The sequence below is a fragment of the Actinoplanes sp. CA-142083 genome (genome assembly GCF_050942195.1).
GTDB lineage: Bacteria > Actinomycetota > Actinomycetes > Mycobacteriales > Micromonosporaceae > Actinoplanes.
Genome location: NZ_CP192076.1, coordinates 1,110,559 through 1,124,783 on the forward strand (window position 1 = coordinate 1,110,559; position 14,225 = coordinate 1,124,783).

General features: G+C 66.9%; 16 protein-coding genes, 1 other RNA gene and 2 pseudogenes. 10 read left to right on the forward strand and 9 right to left on the reverse strand.

Features of this window, described 5'->3' with window-relative positions:
• Positions 1–46: 46 nt before the first annotated feature.
• From ftsX to smpB, 3 genes are all read left to right on the forward strand, one after another.
• Positions 47–922, forward strand: a complete 876-nt coding sequence (ftsX, locus tag ACQPZX_RS05265; protein WP_433375093.1) for a permease-like cell division protein FtsX — start codon at positions 47–49, stop codon at positions 920–922.
• 200 nt (positions 923–1,122) lie between these two features.
• Positions 1,123–2,310 (forward strand): M23 family metallopeptidase, encoded by a 1,188-nt coding sequence (locus ACQPZX_RS05270; RefSeq protein WP_433375095.1) that lies wholly within the window; start codon positions 1,123–1,125, stop codon positions 2,308–2,310.
• A gap of 41 nt (positions 2,311–2,351) precedes the next feature.
• Positions 2,352–2,828: an SsrA-binding protein SmpB gene (gene smpB / locus ACQPZX_RS05275; RefSeq protein ID WP_433375097.1), complete on the forward strand. Its 477-nt coding sequence runs from the start codon at positions 2,352–2,354 to the stop codon at positions 2,826–2,828.
• Positions 2,829–2,850: 22 nt separating this feature from the next.
• Here smpB and ACQPZX_RS05280 read toward each other — a convergent pair whose 3' ends face one another.
• A complete protein-coding gene (locus ACQPZX_RS05280) occupies positions 2,851–3,249 on the reverse strand; it encodes a hypothetical protein (protein ID WP_433375100.1) in 399 nt (132 codons plus the stop codon).
• Position 3,250: 1 nt separating this feature from the next.
• Between ACQPZX_RS05280 and ACQPZX_RS05285 the strand changes: the two genes are divergently transcribed.
• Complete coding sequence (locus tag ACQPZX_RS05285) at positions 3,251–3,547, forward strand: cellulose binding domain-containing protein (protein WP_433375102.1); 297 nt, start codon at positions 3,251–3,253, stop codon at positions 3,545–3,547.
• A 25-nt stretch (positions 3,548–3,572) separates the two neighbouring features.
• Positions 3,573–3,947: a transfer-messenger RNA gene (gene ssrA / locus ACQPZX_RS05290) on the forward strand.
• A 592-nt stretch (positions 3,948–4,539) separates the two neighbouring features.
• Here the strand turns inward: ssrA and ACQPZX_RS05295 are convergent.
• The 6 genes and pseudogenes from ACQPZX_RS05295 to ACQPZX_RS05320 all read right to left on the reverse strand — a co-directional run.
• Positions 4,540–5,562: pseudogene (locus tag ACQPZX_RS05295) on the reverse strand (recombinase family protein); the annotation flags it as partial.
• Between the two features lie 431 nt (positions 5,563–5,993).
• Entirely contained in the window at positions 5,994–7,673 is a 1,680-nt protein-coding gene (locus ACQPZX_RS05300) for an FtsK/SpoIIIE domain-containing protein (RefSeq protein ID WP_433375105.1), read from the reverse strand.
• Between the two features lie 59 nt (positions 7,674–7,732).
• Positions 7,733–8,056 (reverse strand): hypothetical protein, encoded by a 324-nt coding sequence (locus ACQPZX_RS05305; RefSeq protein ID WP_433386091.1) that lies wholly within the window; start codon positions 8,054–8,056, stop codon positions 7,733–7,735.
• Complete coding sequence (locus tag ACQPZX_RS05310) at positions 8,053–8,592, reverse strand: hypothetical protein (RefSeq protein ID WP_433386094.1); 540 nt, start codon at positions 8,590–8,592, stop codon at positions 8,053–8,055. The genes ACQPZX_RS05305 and ACQPZX_RS05310 overlap by 4 nt, the downstream gene beginning before the upstream one ends.
• A pseudogene (locus ACQPZX_RS05315) lies at positions 8,562–8,780 on the reverse strand (DUF2637 domain-containing protein); the annotation flags it as partial. The pseudogene ACQPZX_RS05315 and the gene ACQPZX_RS05310, both read right to left, overlap by 31 nt.
• Positions 8,734–8,928 (reverse strand): hypothetical protein, encoded by a 195-nt coding sequence (locus ACQPZX_RS05320; RefSeq protein WP_433375108.1) that lies wholly within the window; start codon positions 8,926–8,928, stop codon positions 8,734–8,736. The gene ACQPZX_RS05320 and the pseudogene ACQPZX_RS05315, both read right to left, overlap by 47 nt.
• A 383-nt stretch (positions 8,929–9,311) precedes the next feature.
• On the opposite strand from ACQPZX_RS05320, the gene ACQPZX_RS05325 reads away from it, so the two are divergent.
• From ACQPZX_RS05325 to ACQPZX_RS05335, 3 genes are read left to right on the forward strand one after another with little or no spacing between them, the layout of a single operon-like run.
• A complete protein-coding gene (locus ACQPZX_RS05325) occupies positions 9,312–10,019 on the forward strand; it encodes a DUF5919 domain-containing protein (RefSeq protein ID WP_433375111.1) in 708 nt (235 codons plus the stop codon).
• An 8-nt stretch (positions 10,020–10,027) separates the two neighbouring features.
• Positions 10,028–10,504: an NUDIX hydrolase gene (locus ACQPZX_RS05330; RefSeq protein WP_433375114.1), complete on the forward strand. Its 477-nt coding sequence runs from the start codon at positions 10,028–10,030 to the stop codon at positions 10,502–10,504.
• On the forward strand, positions 10,497–10,955 hold the full coding sequence (locus ACQPZX_RS05335; protein ID WP_433375116.1) for a hypothetical protein: 459 nt from the start codon (positions 10,497–10,499) through the stop codon (positions 10,953–10,955). The genes ACQPZX_RS05330 and ACQPZX_RS05335 overlap by 8 nt, the downstream gene beginning before the upstream one ends.
• Here the strand turns inward: ACQPZX_RS05335 and ACQPZX_RS05340 are convergent.
• Both ACQPZX_RS05340 and ACQPZX_RS05345 read right to left on the reverse strand, forming a co-directional pair.
• Entirely contained in the window at positions 10,952–11,500 is a 549-nt protein-coding gene (locus tag ACQPZX_RS05340; RefSeq protein ID WP_433375119.1) for an HD domain-containing protein, read from the reverse strand. The genes ACQPZX_RS05335 and ACQPZX_RS05340 overlap by 4 nt on opposite strands.
• Positions 11,501–11,542: 42 nt before the next feature.
• Entirely contained in the window at positions 11,543–11,782 is a 240-nt protein-coding gene (locus tag ACQPZX_RS05345) for a hypothetical protein (RefSeq protein WP_433375121.1), read from the reverse strand.
• A 167-nt stretch (positions 11,783–11,949) separates the two neighbouring features.
• Here ACQPZX_RS05345 and ACQPZX_RS05350 point away from each other — a divergent pair, with 167 nt between their 5' ends.
• Complete coding sequence (locus tag ACQPZX_RS05350; protein ID WP_433375124.1) at positions 11,950–12,699, forward strand: XRE family transcriptional regulator; 750 nt, start codon at positions 11,950–11,952, stop codon at positions 12,697–12,699.
• Positions 12,700–13,338: 639 nt separating this feature from the next.
• Positions 13,339–14,223: a ParB/RepB/Spo0J family partition protein gene (locus ACQPZX_RS05355; protein ID WP_433375127.1), complete on the forward strand. Its 885-nt coding sequence runs from the start codon at positions 13,339–13,341 to the stop codon at positions 14,221–14,223.
• Positions 14,224–14,225 lie beyond the last annotated feature (2 nt).

A 14,225-nucleotide genomic window follows, 5' to 3' on the forward strand; every position in this document is an offset into this window, starting at 1 on the left:
CGACCCCCGAAATCGCGGGACGCGGAGTCCCGGAAGGAACCCCCCGATGCGCTTGAAGTACGTCCTCAACGAGGTCCTGGTGGGCCTGTGGCGGAACGTCACGATGACGGTCGCCATGATCATCACCATGTCGGTCTCGCTGTTCATGCTGGGCGCCAGTGTGCTGCTGTACATGCAGGTCGACCAGATGAAGAACTACTACTACGGCGAAATCGAGGTTTCCATCTTCCTGCGCCCGGATGTCACCGACGCGCAGCGGCAAGCCATCGACCAGGCCATCTCCAGCAACCCGCTGGTCGCCGACAAGACGTACGAGACGCAGAAGCAGGCGTTCGAGCGCTTCCAGGCGCTCTGGGCGGACTCGCCCGACTTCGTGAAGTCGGTCGGCCCGAACAGCCTGCCGGAGTCGTTCCGCGTCAAGCTCAAGGACCCGGAGAAGTACAAGGAATTCTCCGACCAGATGGCGCCTCTGCAGGGCATTCAGGACATCATCGACCAGCGCACACTGCTCGACAAGGTGTTCAACATCTTCAACGGCTTCCAATTCGGCGCGCTGGGGGTGGCGGCCTTCATGGCTGTCGCGGCGCTGCTCCTGGTCGGTAACACGATCCAGGTGGCGGCGTACAGCAAGCGAAGAGAAGTCGCGGTCATGAAGCTGGTCGGCGCGTCCAACTGGTTCATCCAGGCGCCGTTCGTGCTCGAGGCGGTCGTGGCCGGCGTCATCGGCGCGATCCTCGGCTTCATCGTGCTGTTCGTCGGCAAGGTGGTGCTGCTGGATCACAAGCTGCAGGCGCTGACGAGCATCCTGACACCGGTGCACAACGGCAATGTGTGGCTGATGTTGCCGCTGCTGGCCGGCGTCGGCGCGGTGGTCAGCGCGGTCACCGCCTGGATCACGCTCCGCTTCTACCTCAAGGTTTGACGCCCAAAAGCTGATCACCCTTCCAACCGCCCCACCCGCCACCCCTAACCGGACTGAAGCACCCTCTTGGCCGCGTTCCCATCACGGGGACGCGGCCGTTGGGCGATTTGGGCAGTTATCCCCGGTTGATGGGGGTAGGTTGACTCCCCGTGTGGTCCAAATGCCGACATAAGACCGTTCTGGCGATATGTGCGTGCTTAGTGAGCCTGACGGTCGCTCCGTCCCCGGCCGTCGCCGACGCCGGTGACGCCGCAAGCGCTGCCCGGGCCGTGGACCGTGCTTCCGCCGTACTCGAAAATGCCACCGACCGGGCGCGAGCCGCCGCAATCCGCCTCGAGGCAGCCACCGCGGCGATGCCCGCCGCTCAGCGGCGCGTCGCCACCTCCCGCGGCGCCGTCGCCGCCGCCATCACCGCGGCCAACACCGCCGGCCGCCGCGCCAACGCCGCCCGTGCCGCCTACGCGCAGGTCGCCGGGGACTTCGAGCAGGCGCAGGCCGAGTTCTCCGACGCGCGCGACCGGGTCGACCAGATCGCCCAGGCCACCTACATGGGCAGCACGTTCTCGCGGATCAACGTGCTCGTCGAGGCCACCGGGCCGGCCGACATCATGGACCGGCTCAGCCTCGTCGACCAGCTCATGCGCACCCAGCAGCAGGACGTCGACCGGCTGATCGTCGCCCGCCGCGATGCGCGCAGCGCCCAGGACCGGGCCGGGCTCGCCAAGCGGGAGGCCGAGGACGCCGAGGCGATCGCCCAGGGCAAGCTGATGGCGGCCAAGGACGCCCAGACCGCGGCGGTGCGGGCCCAGCAGGAGCTGGTGCATCTGATGGTGCTCCGGCAGGCCGCGGTGCGCCTGGCCAACTCGCAGCGCGATGCCGTGCTCGCGCGCTACCGGGCGGCGCTGGCCGAGGAGCAGCGGATCCGTGCCGCCCTGCGGGGGTACTCGATCAAATCGGGCGGGGACGGCCGGTACGGCGGCGGGCGGCTGCTGATGCCGGTGCGCGGCTGGAAAACGAGCAACTTCGGCAACCGATATGACCCCTACTATCGGGTCTGGCAGTTGCACGCGGGGACGGACTTCGCGGCGCCCGGCGGCGCGCCGATCCACGTGGCGGCGTCCGGGCACGTGATCCGGGCCGGCTGGAACGGTGGGTACGGCAACTACACCTGCGTCAGCCACGGGCGGATCGGCGGCTACGGCTTCCAGACCTGCTACGGCCACCAGTCGGCGATCCTCGTGCACGTCGGGGAGTACGTGCGGCGCGGCGAGGTGATCGGGCGGGTCGGGACGACCGGCGCGTCCACCGGCAACCACCTGCACTTCGAGACCCGCTTCGACGGGGTGCCGCGCAATCCGCTGCGATATCTGCCCGCGTGTCTCTGCTAGTACTCTTGTAGGGTTGTCCACTCAACCTTTCAAGGGGAGCAATGCCACGCGAACAGGGGCGTAAGGTCGTCGCTTCCAACCGCAAGGCCCGCCACGACTACGCCATCCTCGACACCTACGAAGCCGGCATGGCTCTCACCGGCACCGAGGTCAAGTCACTGCGGGCGGGCCGTGCGTCGCTGACCGACGCGTTCGGCCAGGAGAGCGACGGCGAGATCTTCCTGCACGCCCTGCACATCCCCGAGTACACCCAGGGCACCTGGACCAACCACGAGCCGCGGCGCATCCGCAAGCTGCTCCTGCACCGCGACGAGATCCGGAAAATCCAGGGCAAGCTGCGCGACGAGGGCATCACCTTGGTGCCGCTCCAGGTCTACTTCCACAACGGGTACGCGAAGGTCGAGCTGGCCCTCGCGCGGGGCAAGAAGAGCTACGACAAGCGTCAGGACCTGGCGACCCGCGACGCCCAGCGGGAGATCACCCGCGCGTTGGGCCGACGTAACAAAGGTGTGTCCTGATCAGGTACTGTGCCGGGCGGCCCTAGATCACCGAAGGGGTGGCCCGCTTGCCCGCAAAGCATTCCGCGCGTCCGCTCGGTCCCGCCCGGATCTTTCTGAGCGCGGCCGCCGCCGTCCTCGTCCTGCTGGTGGTCTGGATCGCCGTGCGGGCCGTCGGGCCGGCCGAGGCGACCGTGCAGCCCAAGGTCGTGCTGCCGTCGATGCCGCAGGTGCCGATCTCGCCGTCCTTCTCCGCTACGCCGTCGCCAACGCCTTCGCCTTCGCTCTCTTCGTCCGCGTCGTCTTCCCCCTCCGCATCGCCGTCACGCCGGTCCGCTTCGCCTTCGCGTAAGTCCGCTTCGCCCTCGCGTGCTTCCGCCCGGCCTACCGCGACTTCGCGTCCGCCCGCGCCGCCGTCGCCGTCCGCGGCCTTTTCGGTCACGGTGAGTCTCGGGGCGAGCTGGGAGCAGGGGTACGTGGCGGCCGTGCGCGTCCAGAACACCGGAAACGCCGCGGGCTCGTGGAACGTGACCGTCGGCCACTCCGGCCAGAGCAACCTGCGCCTGCTCGGCACGTGGAACGCCCGCGGCTCACAGAGCGGCGACACTTTGACCTTCACCGGCGGCCAGCTGGCCCCGGGCGCGTCGGCCACCTTCGGCTACCAGGTCAGCAAGAGCGGCCGCGGCAACGCCCGCCCGTCGGGTTGCTCCGTCGTGGGCGGCAAGTGTGCCGTGAGCTAAGATTCCAAGGTTGCTGTTTTTCCCAGGGGGTGACTGGTTTCGACTTCGTACGTGGAGACAGGGGAAGCGAGCCGAGGAAGCCGACGTCGTCTCGAGAATCGGTCGTCGGAAAACTATAAGCGCCGATAACAATCGCGCTGACTTCGCTCTTGCCGCCTGAGGTAAGTAGCGAGTCTGTCGGGCTGGGAGCACCTCCGTCCCAGATCTCCGGCATCAGCTAGGAGGTTGGTCAACCGGTCCCAGTCGTGAGGACCGCGCGACGAGATCAAACACGACTGGCCCCGTCATACCGACTTGCTCACATGATCGGTAGGGGCGAGTAGAGGCATAGTGAGCTGCGCTCGGAGAAGCCCTGACAAAACAACGAAGGACCCGGGTTCGATTCCCGGCACCTCCACGAGAGGGTTCTTACTCGAACTCGTCGCGGCGCCGCCCAGGTGGGCGGCGCCGCTTTCGTTTCTGGCGTGGTTGACCAGCGGTTCGATTAGTCCGGCAAGGTCATCTGACGCGACGTACGGGCCGGCGTCGTCGGCGTCGAACCAGAGCTTGGCGAAGAACGCCTGGTTGAGGACGCGGCGTGCGCTCGTGCTCGCCTGCCGGTACAGCTGCTGCGGATCTTCAAGCAGGCTCAGCAGGTAGCCGAGTGTCTCCCGTGCGGCGTCGAGCTTGGGCGTGTCGTCGTCCGCAAGCTGTCGGCGAAGCCGCTCCCGGTCATCGCGGATCGTCCGCAGCCTCGCGGCGATCTTGTCTTGCGGCCAGTCGGGGTCACCGACCAGGTCCAGGAAGCGATCTTCCTTCGCGCTCAGGTCGGCCAATTGGGTCGTGACGTGGGTCCGCACTTCGGCTCGCGTGCTCGCCGAGTCGCTGAGTGCCTCGTCTGCTCGGCTCATGATCCGCTTTCGCAGCTCGTCCGGCAGGGCGACCGTCGCGTAGTTGTCCAGCACGGCCAGCTCGACCCGCGCCACCGGCAGGTAGGGCAGGTCGCAGACGTGCTGCTGTCGCCCTCGGCAGAAGTAGTAGAAGTGCAGATCACCGGTCTTGCTCTTGCCCCGCATGATCATCAGGCGGCGCTGGCAGCGGCTGCACCAGACGGCGCCCTTGAGGTAATGGTTGTGGACGCGTTCGCGTACCCCACCTGCGCGGCGAGACTCCAGCATGCGCTGCGCCCGCTCAAACACCTCCGGCGTGACCAGAGGTTCGTGCCGGCCTTGGTACTCGTGGCCGCGGTATTCGACGAGCCCGAGGTAGTAGCGGTCCCGTAGGAGGTTCCCGAGCGAGTTGATCGAGATCGGCAGGCCGATGGGGTAGCGGCGGGTCGGCTGGGTGCGGAGGCCGGCGTCGGTGAGGGTCTGGATAAGGGCGTGGAAGCCGTAGCTGCCAGAGGCGTACAGCTCGAAAGCCATCGTGATCAGAGGGCCGCGCACAGGATCGACGGCGATAGTGCGGACCTCGCGGCCCTCGAAGGTTTCGCGGACGTTCGAATAGCCGATCTTTGCGCGGCCGACCGAGCCGCCCCGAATGATCTTCTGGCCCATCTTGTACGCGATGTCGGCGCCCGAGGCGCGTGACTGGTATTCGTTGACGCCGTCCAGGACGGTCGCGACCAGGTCGCCGATCGCGTTGTCCTCGGTGTAATCCATGATCGAGATCAGCGTGACGCCAGCCTTGCGGAGGTCGCGCTTGGTGATCGCGGCGTCGATGCTGTTGCGGTGGAGCCGGGAGCGGGCGTAGACGATCACGTAGTCGATGTCGGGCTCGGCCCTCAGGCGAGCCATCATCTCCCGGAAGATGGGCCGGCCGTCGACCGTCGTCGCAGACCGGCCGGGCTCGACGAACTCCGCGACGATCTCAGCGTCCAGCTCCAGGGCGCGACGCTGGATAGCGGATCGCTGTGCCGGGAGCGAGATGCCCTCCGGGTCGTAATCCGTGTTGACCTGACCAGCCGACGAGACTCGCAGGTAGATGAAGGCGCGCTTCCGTCGTCTGGCCGCCGGGTCGGCTCCCGTTTCAGTCATTCGGTCGCTCCTTCCGCTGCGCTCGTTCCCTCGTCAGGTCGGCCGCCATGATGGCCAAGGCGCGGGCGAGGAGGTCTTCGCTGACATTCAGCTCGCGCTTCTTGCGCTTCCGGCGGCGCCGTTTCTGGGCAGCGGGCGCTAGTCCGTTCGATTCTTCCGAGGGAGGCTGGCGACATGCCACCGAGCGTCGATGACCCTCGCCTCGCTGGCGGACGTCTAGGGACGTCCTGAGCTGCTCAGCTTCCGTTTTCGGCGTGGTGCAAGTTCGTATGCTGCGATTTCTCCTCTCGTCGGGCTGGTCCTTGGTCGTGATCGTCGGGCCTCCTTTCGTCGCGGTGATGGCGTCCGCGCGGTTGTCCGTCCGTTGTCCGTCCGCGCGCTGATATGCGCAGACGCGCGCGAGCGGACGGACGTTCGCGCGGACGATCGGGTTAAGCGCGCCAGCGCCCGCGGGCTACTTGCAGGGCGCGGCCGGCTGCGGCGAGCGCCTGGAGCCGGTCGTAGACCCAGGTGCGTCGCATACCGGTGGCGTCGATGAGTTCTGGGATGGTGAGGCCCTCGTCTGGAGCCGTGCCGAGGGCCGTCAAGAGGGTCCGCTCGGGGTCGTCGGCACCCCTTGCCGGTGGTTCGAGGGCTCGAGGCTGCTGATCGATCGCGGTTCGGGATAGCGGATCGAGGTCGGGCCGTTGGTCCGCGTACCGGGCGACCGTCTCACGCACGTGCTCGTCAGTGACGAGGTAGGCGCGGGCGCGGCGAGGTTGATTGTGCCCGTCGGCGAGGATGTAGAACTTGCCTGGCGCGTCGAGGGTGTGAGCGTGCCAGCCGGCGGCGAGCATGCCCTTGTCCAGGATGAGATCGACGTCGCGCCGTTCGCGGACACGTAGGCAGACTCGGACGCTCATCTGCGAGCGCAGCGCCCCGCCTCCCATGGCCTTCTGCGTTGGCCGTTGAGTTGCGGCGAGCAGGTCGACGGCGAGGGCGCGGCCGCGTCGGGCAACCGATTCCGCGTAGGGGACGGCAGCGCGCGCCGTGTCGGCGAGCTCGGCGTACTCGTCGATGACGATGACCAGAGCTGGCGCGTCAGGCGTCGATTCCCACACACGGGTGTTGTCCCGGCTGGATGCCTGCGCGCGGGCGTCGAGGACCGCGACGGCATCCGCGAGCAGTTCGACAGCCTCGTCCGGGGTCGTAGCGAGCCGGGCGAGGCATGGCGCCCACGGCCGGAGTTCCATGCCGCCTTTGAGGTCGATGCCCCAGAGGACGACGTCGGAGCACGCCGCGAGGTTGCCGAGGACCACGTTCAGAACTCCGCTCTTACCGGAGTCGGTCGTGCCGCCGATGAGGGCGTGTCGGCGCAGCAGCGGCACCCTGACGGTTGCGGCGTCCTCGAAGACGCCTAGATCGATCGGATCGGCAACGGACCGCGCGGTTGGGCCGGGCCAGAGGATGGCGCCGGCGTGTGGGTCGACGGCCACGACGCGCATCGTGCAGCGGCCGGCGTGGGCGGGGTCCTGCTCGACACGGACTGCGCCGGGTCGCGTGCCCAAGGCCGATTCAATGGCAGAAACCCGTGCGACGACATCGGTGACGCTCTGCCCGGGGCGCAGCTTCATCCGGGCGCGCCAGCCCCAGGTGTCCACGACCGCGGACATGATGCGCGAGCCGTCGAGTCCGATCGTGTCGGCGAGGTCGGGCCAGGCGTGGATGACGCGATCCACGCGGACGCGGGCTCGACGACGCCGATGCACCCACCACGGCACGCCGAACGCGACCACTGCCACGACGAGGACAGCGGGCAACGGGGTTCGGCCGGGACCGAGCGCCGTTGCAGCAGTGAGCCAGGCTCCAGCGAAGGCAGTAGTGGTTGCGGCGTACCAGCGTTCCTCGGAGCGTTCGGTACCCCAAGGAAGTCCGCGCAGCCCGGCTGCCAATGCTGCGGCGGCCGTGCCGACTGCGATCACCGGCCATGCGCCTGGGTGCCTGCGATGCAGGACGAGTCCGGCAACGGCGAGCGCGACGCCGACGACGGACGGGGCGAGTTCCGACCGGCACCGAAACAAGACGCGCCCCAACGCGGCCAGGCAGATGATGATGAGCGGCTCGTCGGGCACGAGCAGGAGCGGTTGCGGGTTGCGGCGGCTCCATCGACGGTGCCGGCGTCCGTAGGCCCTCATCGGGCCTGTTCGCCGTCGTCAGGCGGCGTCCACGTCGTGTGCTCGGCGACCGCGTCACGGAGGTATCCCAGGGCGTCGTCGGGTTCGCCGTCATGGTCCGCGGCGACGGCGGCGCGTGCGGCGGCGAGCAGGTTGGCGAAGTCCCATCGGGCGCGGCTGAGCAGTTGGGCGAGGCGGCCGATTTCGGTAAGCAGGATGGGGATGTCGGCGATGGCCGTCCAGATGGATTGAGGCGTTGGCCCGCGATGGGCGGCGTGGAGATGGGTGAGAACGGCCTCCTGGTCGACTGTCGGGCGCGGGATGCGCGGGTCGTTGGTCATGAGTGGGGTGAAGCCTCCTTTCGATCGGTGCTCTCGGCGGCGAGGCGCCGCCGGAGCTCGGTTGCCTTGGGTCCTGCGATACGCAGCGCCAAGCGCAATCCGTCGCGGCTGATCGGACGCCCGTCGTGTTCGGCGCGGTGCCGCGCGTCGGCCTCCTGGGCGGCTTTGAGCAGTGCAGCATCGGTGCGGCGCTTGGCCTGCCCGGTCCGGACCCGGGTACGGACCTTGGGACGGCCCGTTGCGGCCGGCGCTGGGTCCGGGCCGGATGCCGCGACGGTGGTGAGCGCGTGCAGGTGCGCGGTGAGTCCGAGGACGGCCGCCGGTACGGCGCCGACGAGGACGACGATCGGCCAGGAGATCGCGACGATGCCGGTGGCGATGAGGTGGTAGCCGGCGTTGCCGATGATGCTGGTGGCGATGGCGCCGATCGCGTTGGCTTGCGCGAAGCCGCGGGCGCGCTGCTGCCAAGGGTTCCGGCGAGCCAGACGCGAGCGGACGTCATGGCGTAGCCGTCGATGGTGACCGGCAGGAGCCAAGCGAGCCGGTCGGGCCACCCGGCGAGCTGGGCGAGGCCGCGAAGGCCGGCGAAGCTCGCCACCGCGGCGGAGATCGCGGCAACAGTCATACCGACGATCACCCACCGATCGCGCTGCGCTGAGGCTGCGACAGGGTCCACGTCACAGCTCCAGGCCGGCGATGAACCGGGCCAGAGCGTGGAGTCCATTGCCGATCTGCGGACCGACAGACGAGGACGCGAGGTAGTAGCCGAACGCTGCGCAGACGGCCGCCTGCCAGAGCGGCAACCGGGCGTACCGCCAGAGCAGGAAGACGAGTACGCCGAGCAGGATGACGGCGGAGACGGCGATCGTCATGCGTCACCGCCGTCGCGGCTGCGTCGAGTGCGGCGCGTTCGGATGGCCCGGTCGACGCCGCCGTGTCCGCCGCGCGGCTGGTGCCGACGATTCCAGCGAATCCGGGCGAGGCACTTGCGGCACATCGTGGGATGTCCGGCGCTGAGCTGGGCGCCGCACGGGCAGGTCGGGACGTCGGAGGTGGAGAGATGAGTATTGATGGCTGAGCTCCTCTCGGATGGGCGATGCGTGTTCCGCATCGGCGTGCCATCGAGAGTGCGATCTGAGGACGGGACGTGATCAGGTCATGGCTGGACGTGTTCAAGATGTCTCGCCTAAGGTGGGCAGGCTGCCGGGACGTCCTGTTTGGGGAGACGATGGCGAATGATCGACTACGCTCCGCGATGTTGGAGCGTGGGATCACCGAGGAAGACCTCGCCGATGCGGCGAAGGTCGATCCGAAGAGCGTCGAGCGGTGGATCGGTGGCCGTACGCCGTACCGTCGGCACCGCTACGCCGTCGCCGCGCGGCTGGGTGTCGATGAGGCCTATCTCTGGCCCGATGCTCTGACCCCTGATCAGGTCGCGAGCGCAAGTGAGAGCGAGATCATCAACGTCTTCCCGCACCGTTGGACTGTGCCCTCGGATCTTTGGCGGAACTTCTTCGAGAGGGCTGAGAGCGAGATCGGCGTCCTGGTCTACAGCGGGCTGTTTCTGTCCGAGGACGCGGGGATCAGGCGCATCTTCCAGAAGAAGGCCGACAGCGGCGCGAGAGTGCGCATCCTGCTGGGCGACCCCGACAGCGAGGCCATTGCCCAGCGTGGCACCGATGAGGGTGTGGACGACAGCCAGGCCGCGAAGATCAAGAATGCGATCGTCATGTACCGGCCGCTTCGCGAGGTCGACGGCATCGAGTTCCGGCAGCATCGCACGGTGCTCTACAACTCGATCTACCGCGCCGATGACCAACTGCTGGTCAACACCCACATCTACAGCTTCACCGCCGCGCAGGCGCCAGTGCTCCACCTGCGTCGAGTAGCGGGCGGCGGCATGGTGTCGACCTACCTCGACAGCTTCGAGCGCGTGTGGGACGACGCCGCCCCGCTGGGGTGAGGCCAAGCGTGGGACAGCGCATCGACTTCTACGACGACCCCGAGGCGCCTACCGCCACGTCTCTGGTTCCGGCTGCCAATGTGGTGGTCGTCAACAACGACGGCGAAATCCTGATAGTCCGTCGCTCAGACAACGGCAACTGGGCGCTTCCCGGTGGCGCCATGGACATCGGCGAGTCCCTGCCCGACGCGGCCGTACGTGAGACAGCCGAGGAAACCGGGATCAACGTCGAGATCACCGGCCTGGTCGGCATCTTCACTGACCCTCGCCACGTCATCCTCTACACCAGCAACGGCGAGGTGCGACAGGAGTTCTCCGTCGTCTTCACGGCCCGCCCGATCAGCGGCACACCCACAGCGAGCGCCGAAACGACCGAGGTCCGCTGGGTGCCGACGCGGGAGATCGACTCGTTGCCGATGGACCGCTCAATGCGCCTGCGGCTGGACCACTTCATGACCGCGCCGCGGGATGTGCACCTTGGATAGCGACTGGCTCAGCGCCTTCGCCGACGTGTTTTCCGCTGTCGGAACGGTAGGCGCCTTCCTCCTCGGATTCTTCCTCTTGCGCCGAGAGCACCACCGCGAAGCTGACCGCGCCGAGGACGAGCGACGCTCACAGGCTGCGCGCATCAGTGCGTGGGTCGAAATGGTCGCCAAGATTGACGGAGGCCGCGAGCTCGCATTCCATATCCACAACGCGAGCAGCATGCCCATCTACGAGGTGGAACTACCACTACCCGCCCGCGCAGACGAGGAAGCGCGCGTCGAGTTCGTCGGCCTGGTGCCGCCCGGGCAGACCGTCAAACGGCCCGCGCCGTCCGACTGGTACCGCTCCTACATCGAACCGGAGCCGGTTCAGATCGAGTTTCTCGACAGCGCCGGCCTGCGCTGGAACCGAGACGAACAAGGCGCTCTGGCGCGCGCCGAGGATGCCTAACCCGCCCCGTTCAGAGTCACGATCGCCCGAACCGAGGCGATGATCCGCGGACTCGCCTCACGGATTGACTCCGCCACGAGGTCGCCGTCGCCATAACGGGCAATGATCTCGGCGAGACGATCCTCCACGTCAACCGGCTTGCCGACCGGGCTTGTTGTCATGTCCGCGTAGGTGATCGCGTCCGAGGCCACGCCGCCAACCGCCGGAAACTCGTCCTCAAGTTGGTCCAGGAGCCCTCTATTGCGGGCCTCGATGATCGAGCAGGAGTGGTGGGCAACCAGCCGGCACACCAACTCGTCGGCGTCCGCGACGTCGCGCAGATAGCGGGCGCCATCGAGCTGATGCATACCGGTCTTGACGAGGTCCGGCGAGTATCCGACGTCGTGGAGCCAGGCCGCGCAAACCAGCGCCTCGGCATCCTCGCCGACGAGATGGGCGACTGACTCGGCCTTGCGCCCCACACCTTGGCTGTGGAACCAGCGGCGAGGAATCGGCTCGGCCAGCAGCAGACGTGCGAGGTCACGGGCTCGTTCAACCTGATCCACGTGGCCAGGCTAGCGAACGTCCCTGTGATGATCGTCGAAGTCTTAGCTGTCGTTACCCTCCCACGTTCGGGTGACGTCTCCGGTCGCTCCGCTGACTAGGGCGACGGCGAGCCGATCCGCGATCTCCGGCGAGATGTCGCCGACGCGCACCACCGGCAATCCGCGCCGGCCGAGCGTGTCCTGTAGCGAGGGAAAGTCCTGGCCCACGTCAAAGCCGACTTCTTCGAGCGCAAGCGCGAGATGGTCAGCCGCTCTCCGCGCCTGAACCTCGTCGTCCGCCATGCTCTCTCCCGCCGTGGATGCTCGGCCCGAGTCTTCACTTCGGGTAACGGTCTGTGAACCATGGCGTTAGGACGTCTGGGGACGTCTTCGCTACACTCGGACTTATCGCCAGCGATCGGAGTCGTTGCGTGAACGAGCCTCTAGCCCGAGCTCTGCGAGCCGCAGGCATGAACGATGTCGACGTAGCCGTCCAACTCGGCGTCGACCCGAAGACCGTCAGGTGCTGGATAAGCGGCCGTAAGCCCCATCCGCGACATCGCAACGCCCTCGCCCGGCTGACAGGTTGGTCGACACGTGATCTCTGGCCCAACATGCCTCAGCCCATCGAGCCGGCCGCCCGGCCGGATGAGATTCGGACTATCCATCCTCATCGGGCCGCCGTTCCGGCGGACGCGTGGCTGCACCTGTTCACGGGCGCTGAGCGGGAGATCGGAATCCTCGCGTACAGCGCGCTCTTCCTGGCCGAGGACCCCGGCGTGTCTGCAATCCTCCGCGATCAGGTCAAGGCGGGCGTGCGGGTACGAATCGCCCTCGGGCAACCAAGCGGCCTCCAGGTCGCCGGCCGAGGATCCGAGGAGGGCATCGACGACGGCATGAGCGCCCGCATCCGCACCGCGTTCGTCGGATTCCGTCCCGTCGTCGAGGCCGGCGCCGAACTGCGGCTCCATGACACGGTGCTCTACAACTCGATCTATCGGGCCGACGACGAGATCCTCGTAAACGCGCACGTGTACGGGCACCCAGCGTCCCACGCCCCGGTTTTCCACCTGCGGCAGCGAAGCGGCCAGGGCATGGCGACTACATATCTCGACTCATTTGAGCGGGTCTGGTCGACAAGCCGTGAGGCTCGCCTTGAGCCGGCGAGGCAGACAGCCCGGTCGCACGCGGCTCTGACCACGCATGCGACCGGGCCTTGAGACGCCGGTGTCCCAATGCTTTCGCGATCTGGATACCGGCTTCTTCTAAGCCTGTGCATGCGGAGGGCCTCGGACCACCGCGACCGCCAAGACGTCCGGTCACGTCTATCCGTCCCGCAAGTCGCTAGCGCGCTCGTTCGAGATCACGCAGCAGAAGGTGACAGGCCCGGTTATCCACAGGGCGCTACAGCGATCGATGGTGGGGCGGACAATCGCTTGGTGTCGAGGAACCAGCAAGCGATCGCGATCCAGGCCGGCATCGCCGTTCGGAACGTCGGCGCGCCGCGCGGAGGGCTGGCTGGTCCGCCAGTGGCCAGATGTGTCGGCGATCTGGTTGGCCATACGAGCCTTGAAAACACTGAGCGCAGCGGCTGGCGAACGCCCGGCAGCGGCGCGGCGACCTTGGTGCCGTGGTTACGTTCGTCGAGGGTCTTGCCACCGATGACTCCTTGGAGTTTGCGTTCGGCTCCCGAGCTAGACCGTCGCAAGACCAGGAACACGTGGGTGTTCAGATTGGCCACGCAACGTGCCCAGCGGAGTGACAACTTGTGACGAACTTCGACCAAGACGCCTACGGTGCGTGCCGTTGAACGCGCGTGTGGCATCATCACACCGGTGTAATTTAGGGGGTCGATTACTGTGGGCGAGACGCCAATCAGGACCGGCAGGGCCGCGGCGCCGGCCGGGCTGAGTAGTCGAGAGGCGACAACCACGGAAACGTCGTCTGCTCTTAGATTGAGAGTCCAAGAGGTAGACGTAGCGCGTATCCGCCCGGAGGACGGCCTCGGCCGCAAGCGTGATCGGGACGGTCACTTAGATCTACAGCGCTCAATCGAGCAGTTCGGCGTATTGACTCCGATAACGGTCCGATTAGCGGAAGATGGTTCAAACGACTACTTGCTAATCAAGGGCCAAGGAAGGACTCTTGCTTGTCGCCTACTGGGGATTCCGCGGATCCCAGCGGTCGTTGTAGATCAGGCGTACGCGGAAACTCAAAAGGTACAGCAATTCCTCGTTGAAAATGTTGCTCGCCTTAAGATGCGGCCCGTCGACAGGGCCCTATTAATCGCGCGAGCACGCCAAGCGGGAGAAGAAACCGCAGACGTCGCTAAGCGTTTCGGGGTCAGGCCCTCTACAGTTCGCCGGTTGGAAGCGCAGTTGGAGGGAGCGAGCAATAGTGAAGTCGCTGCACTAAAATCGGGCAAGGTCAACCTCGCATTGCATGCCGTCATAGCCCGCCACGTATGTATTGAGGATCGCGCCGCGGTAGTTTCGGCCGTATCCGAGTACACGATTTCCGCGAGGGACCTAGACGAGCTCTTCGTGGCTATCGGGTGGAGCCGCCTCGTGGCCCTTGGGGACGAATACAGAGATAAGCGGACGTTGATAATCGCCTGGGCATGCAGCGTTCTGAACGATCTGCCAGCTGCTCCCACGAAAGACCGTCTACGTCAACTAGCGGCTCGGCTACCAAGGTCGTTTACCAATAGAGACGGCATAAGAGTGGGTGTGGCCGCAGAATGAAG

Excerpts from the sequence above, each read along its gene's own strand:
- smpB (WP_433375097.1), top strand. The coding sequence starts at position 2,352 with ATGCCACGCGAACAGGGGCGTAAGGTCGTCGCTTCCAACCGCAAGGCC.
- ACQPZX_RS05325 (WP_433375111.1), top strand. The coding sequence starts at position 9,312 with ATGTTGGAGCGTGGGATCACCGAGGAAGACCTCGCCGATGCGGCGAAG.
- ACQPZX_RS05320 (WP_433375108.1), bottom strand. The coding sequence starts at position 8,928 with ATGACGATCGCCGTCTCCGCCGTCATCCTGCTCGGCGTACTCGTCTTC.
- ACQPZX_RS05305 (WP_433386091.1), bottom strand. The coding sequence starts at position 8,056 with ATGACCAACGACCCGCGCATCCCGCGCCCGACAGTCGACCAGGAGGCC.
- ACQPZX_RS05350 (WP_433375124.1), top strand. The coding sequence starts at position 11,950 with ATGAACGATGTCGACGTAGCCGTCCAACTCGGCGTCGACCCGAAGACC.
- ACQPZX_RS05345 (WP_433375121.1), bottom strand. The coding sequence starts at position 11,782 with ATGGCGGACGACGAGGTTCAGGCGCGGAGAGCGGCTGACCATCTCGCG.
- ftsX (WP_433375093.1), top strand. The coding sequence starts at position 47 with ATGCGCTTGAAGTACGTCCTCAACGAGGTCCTGGTGGGCCTGTGGCGG.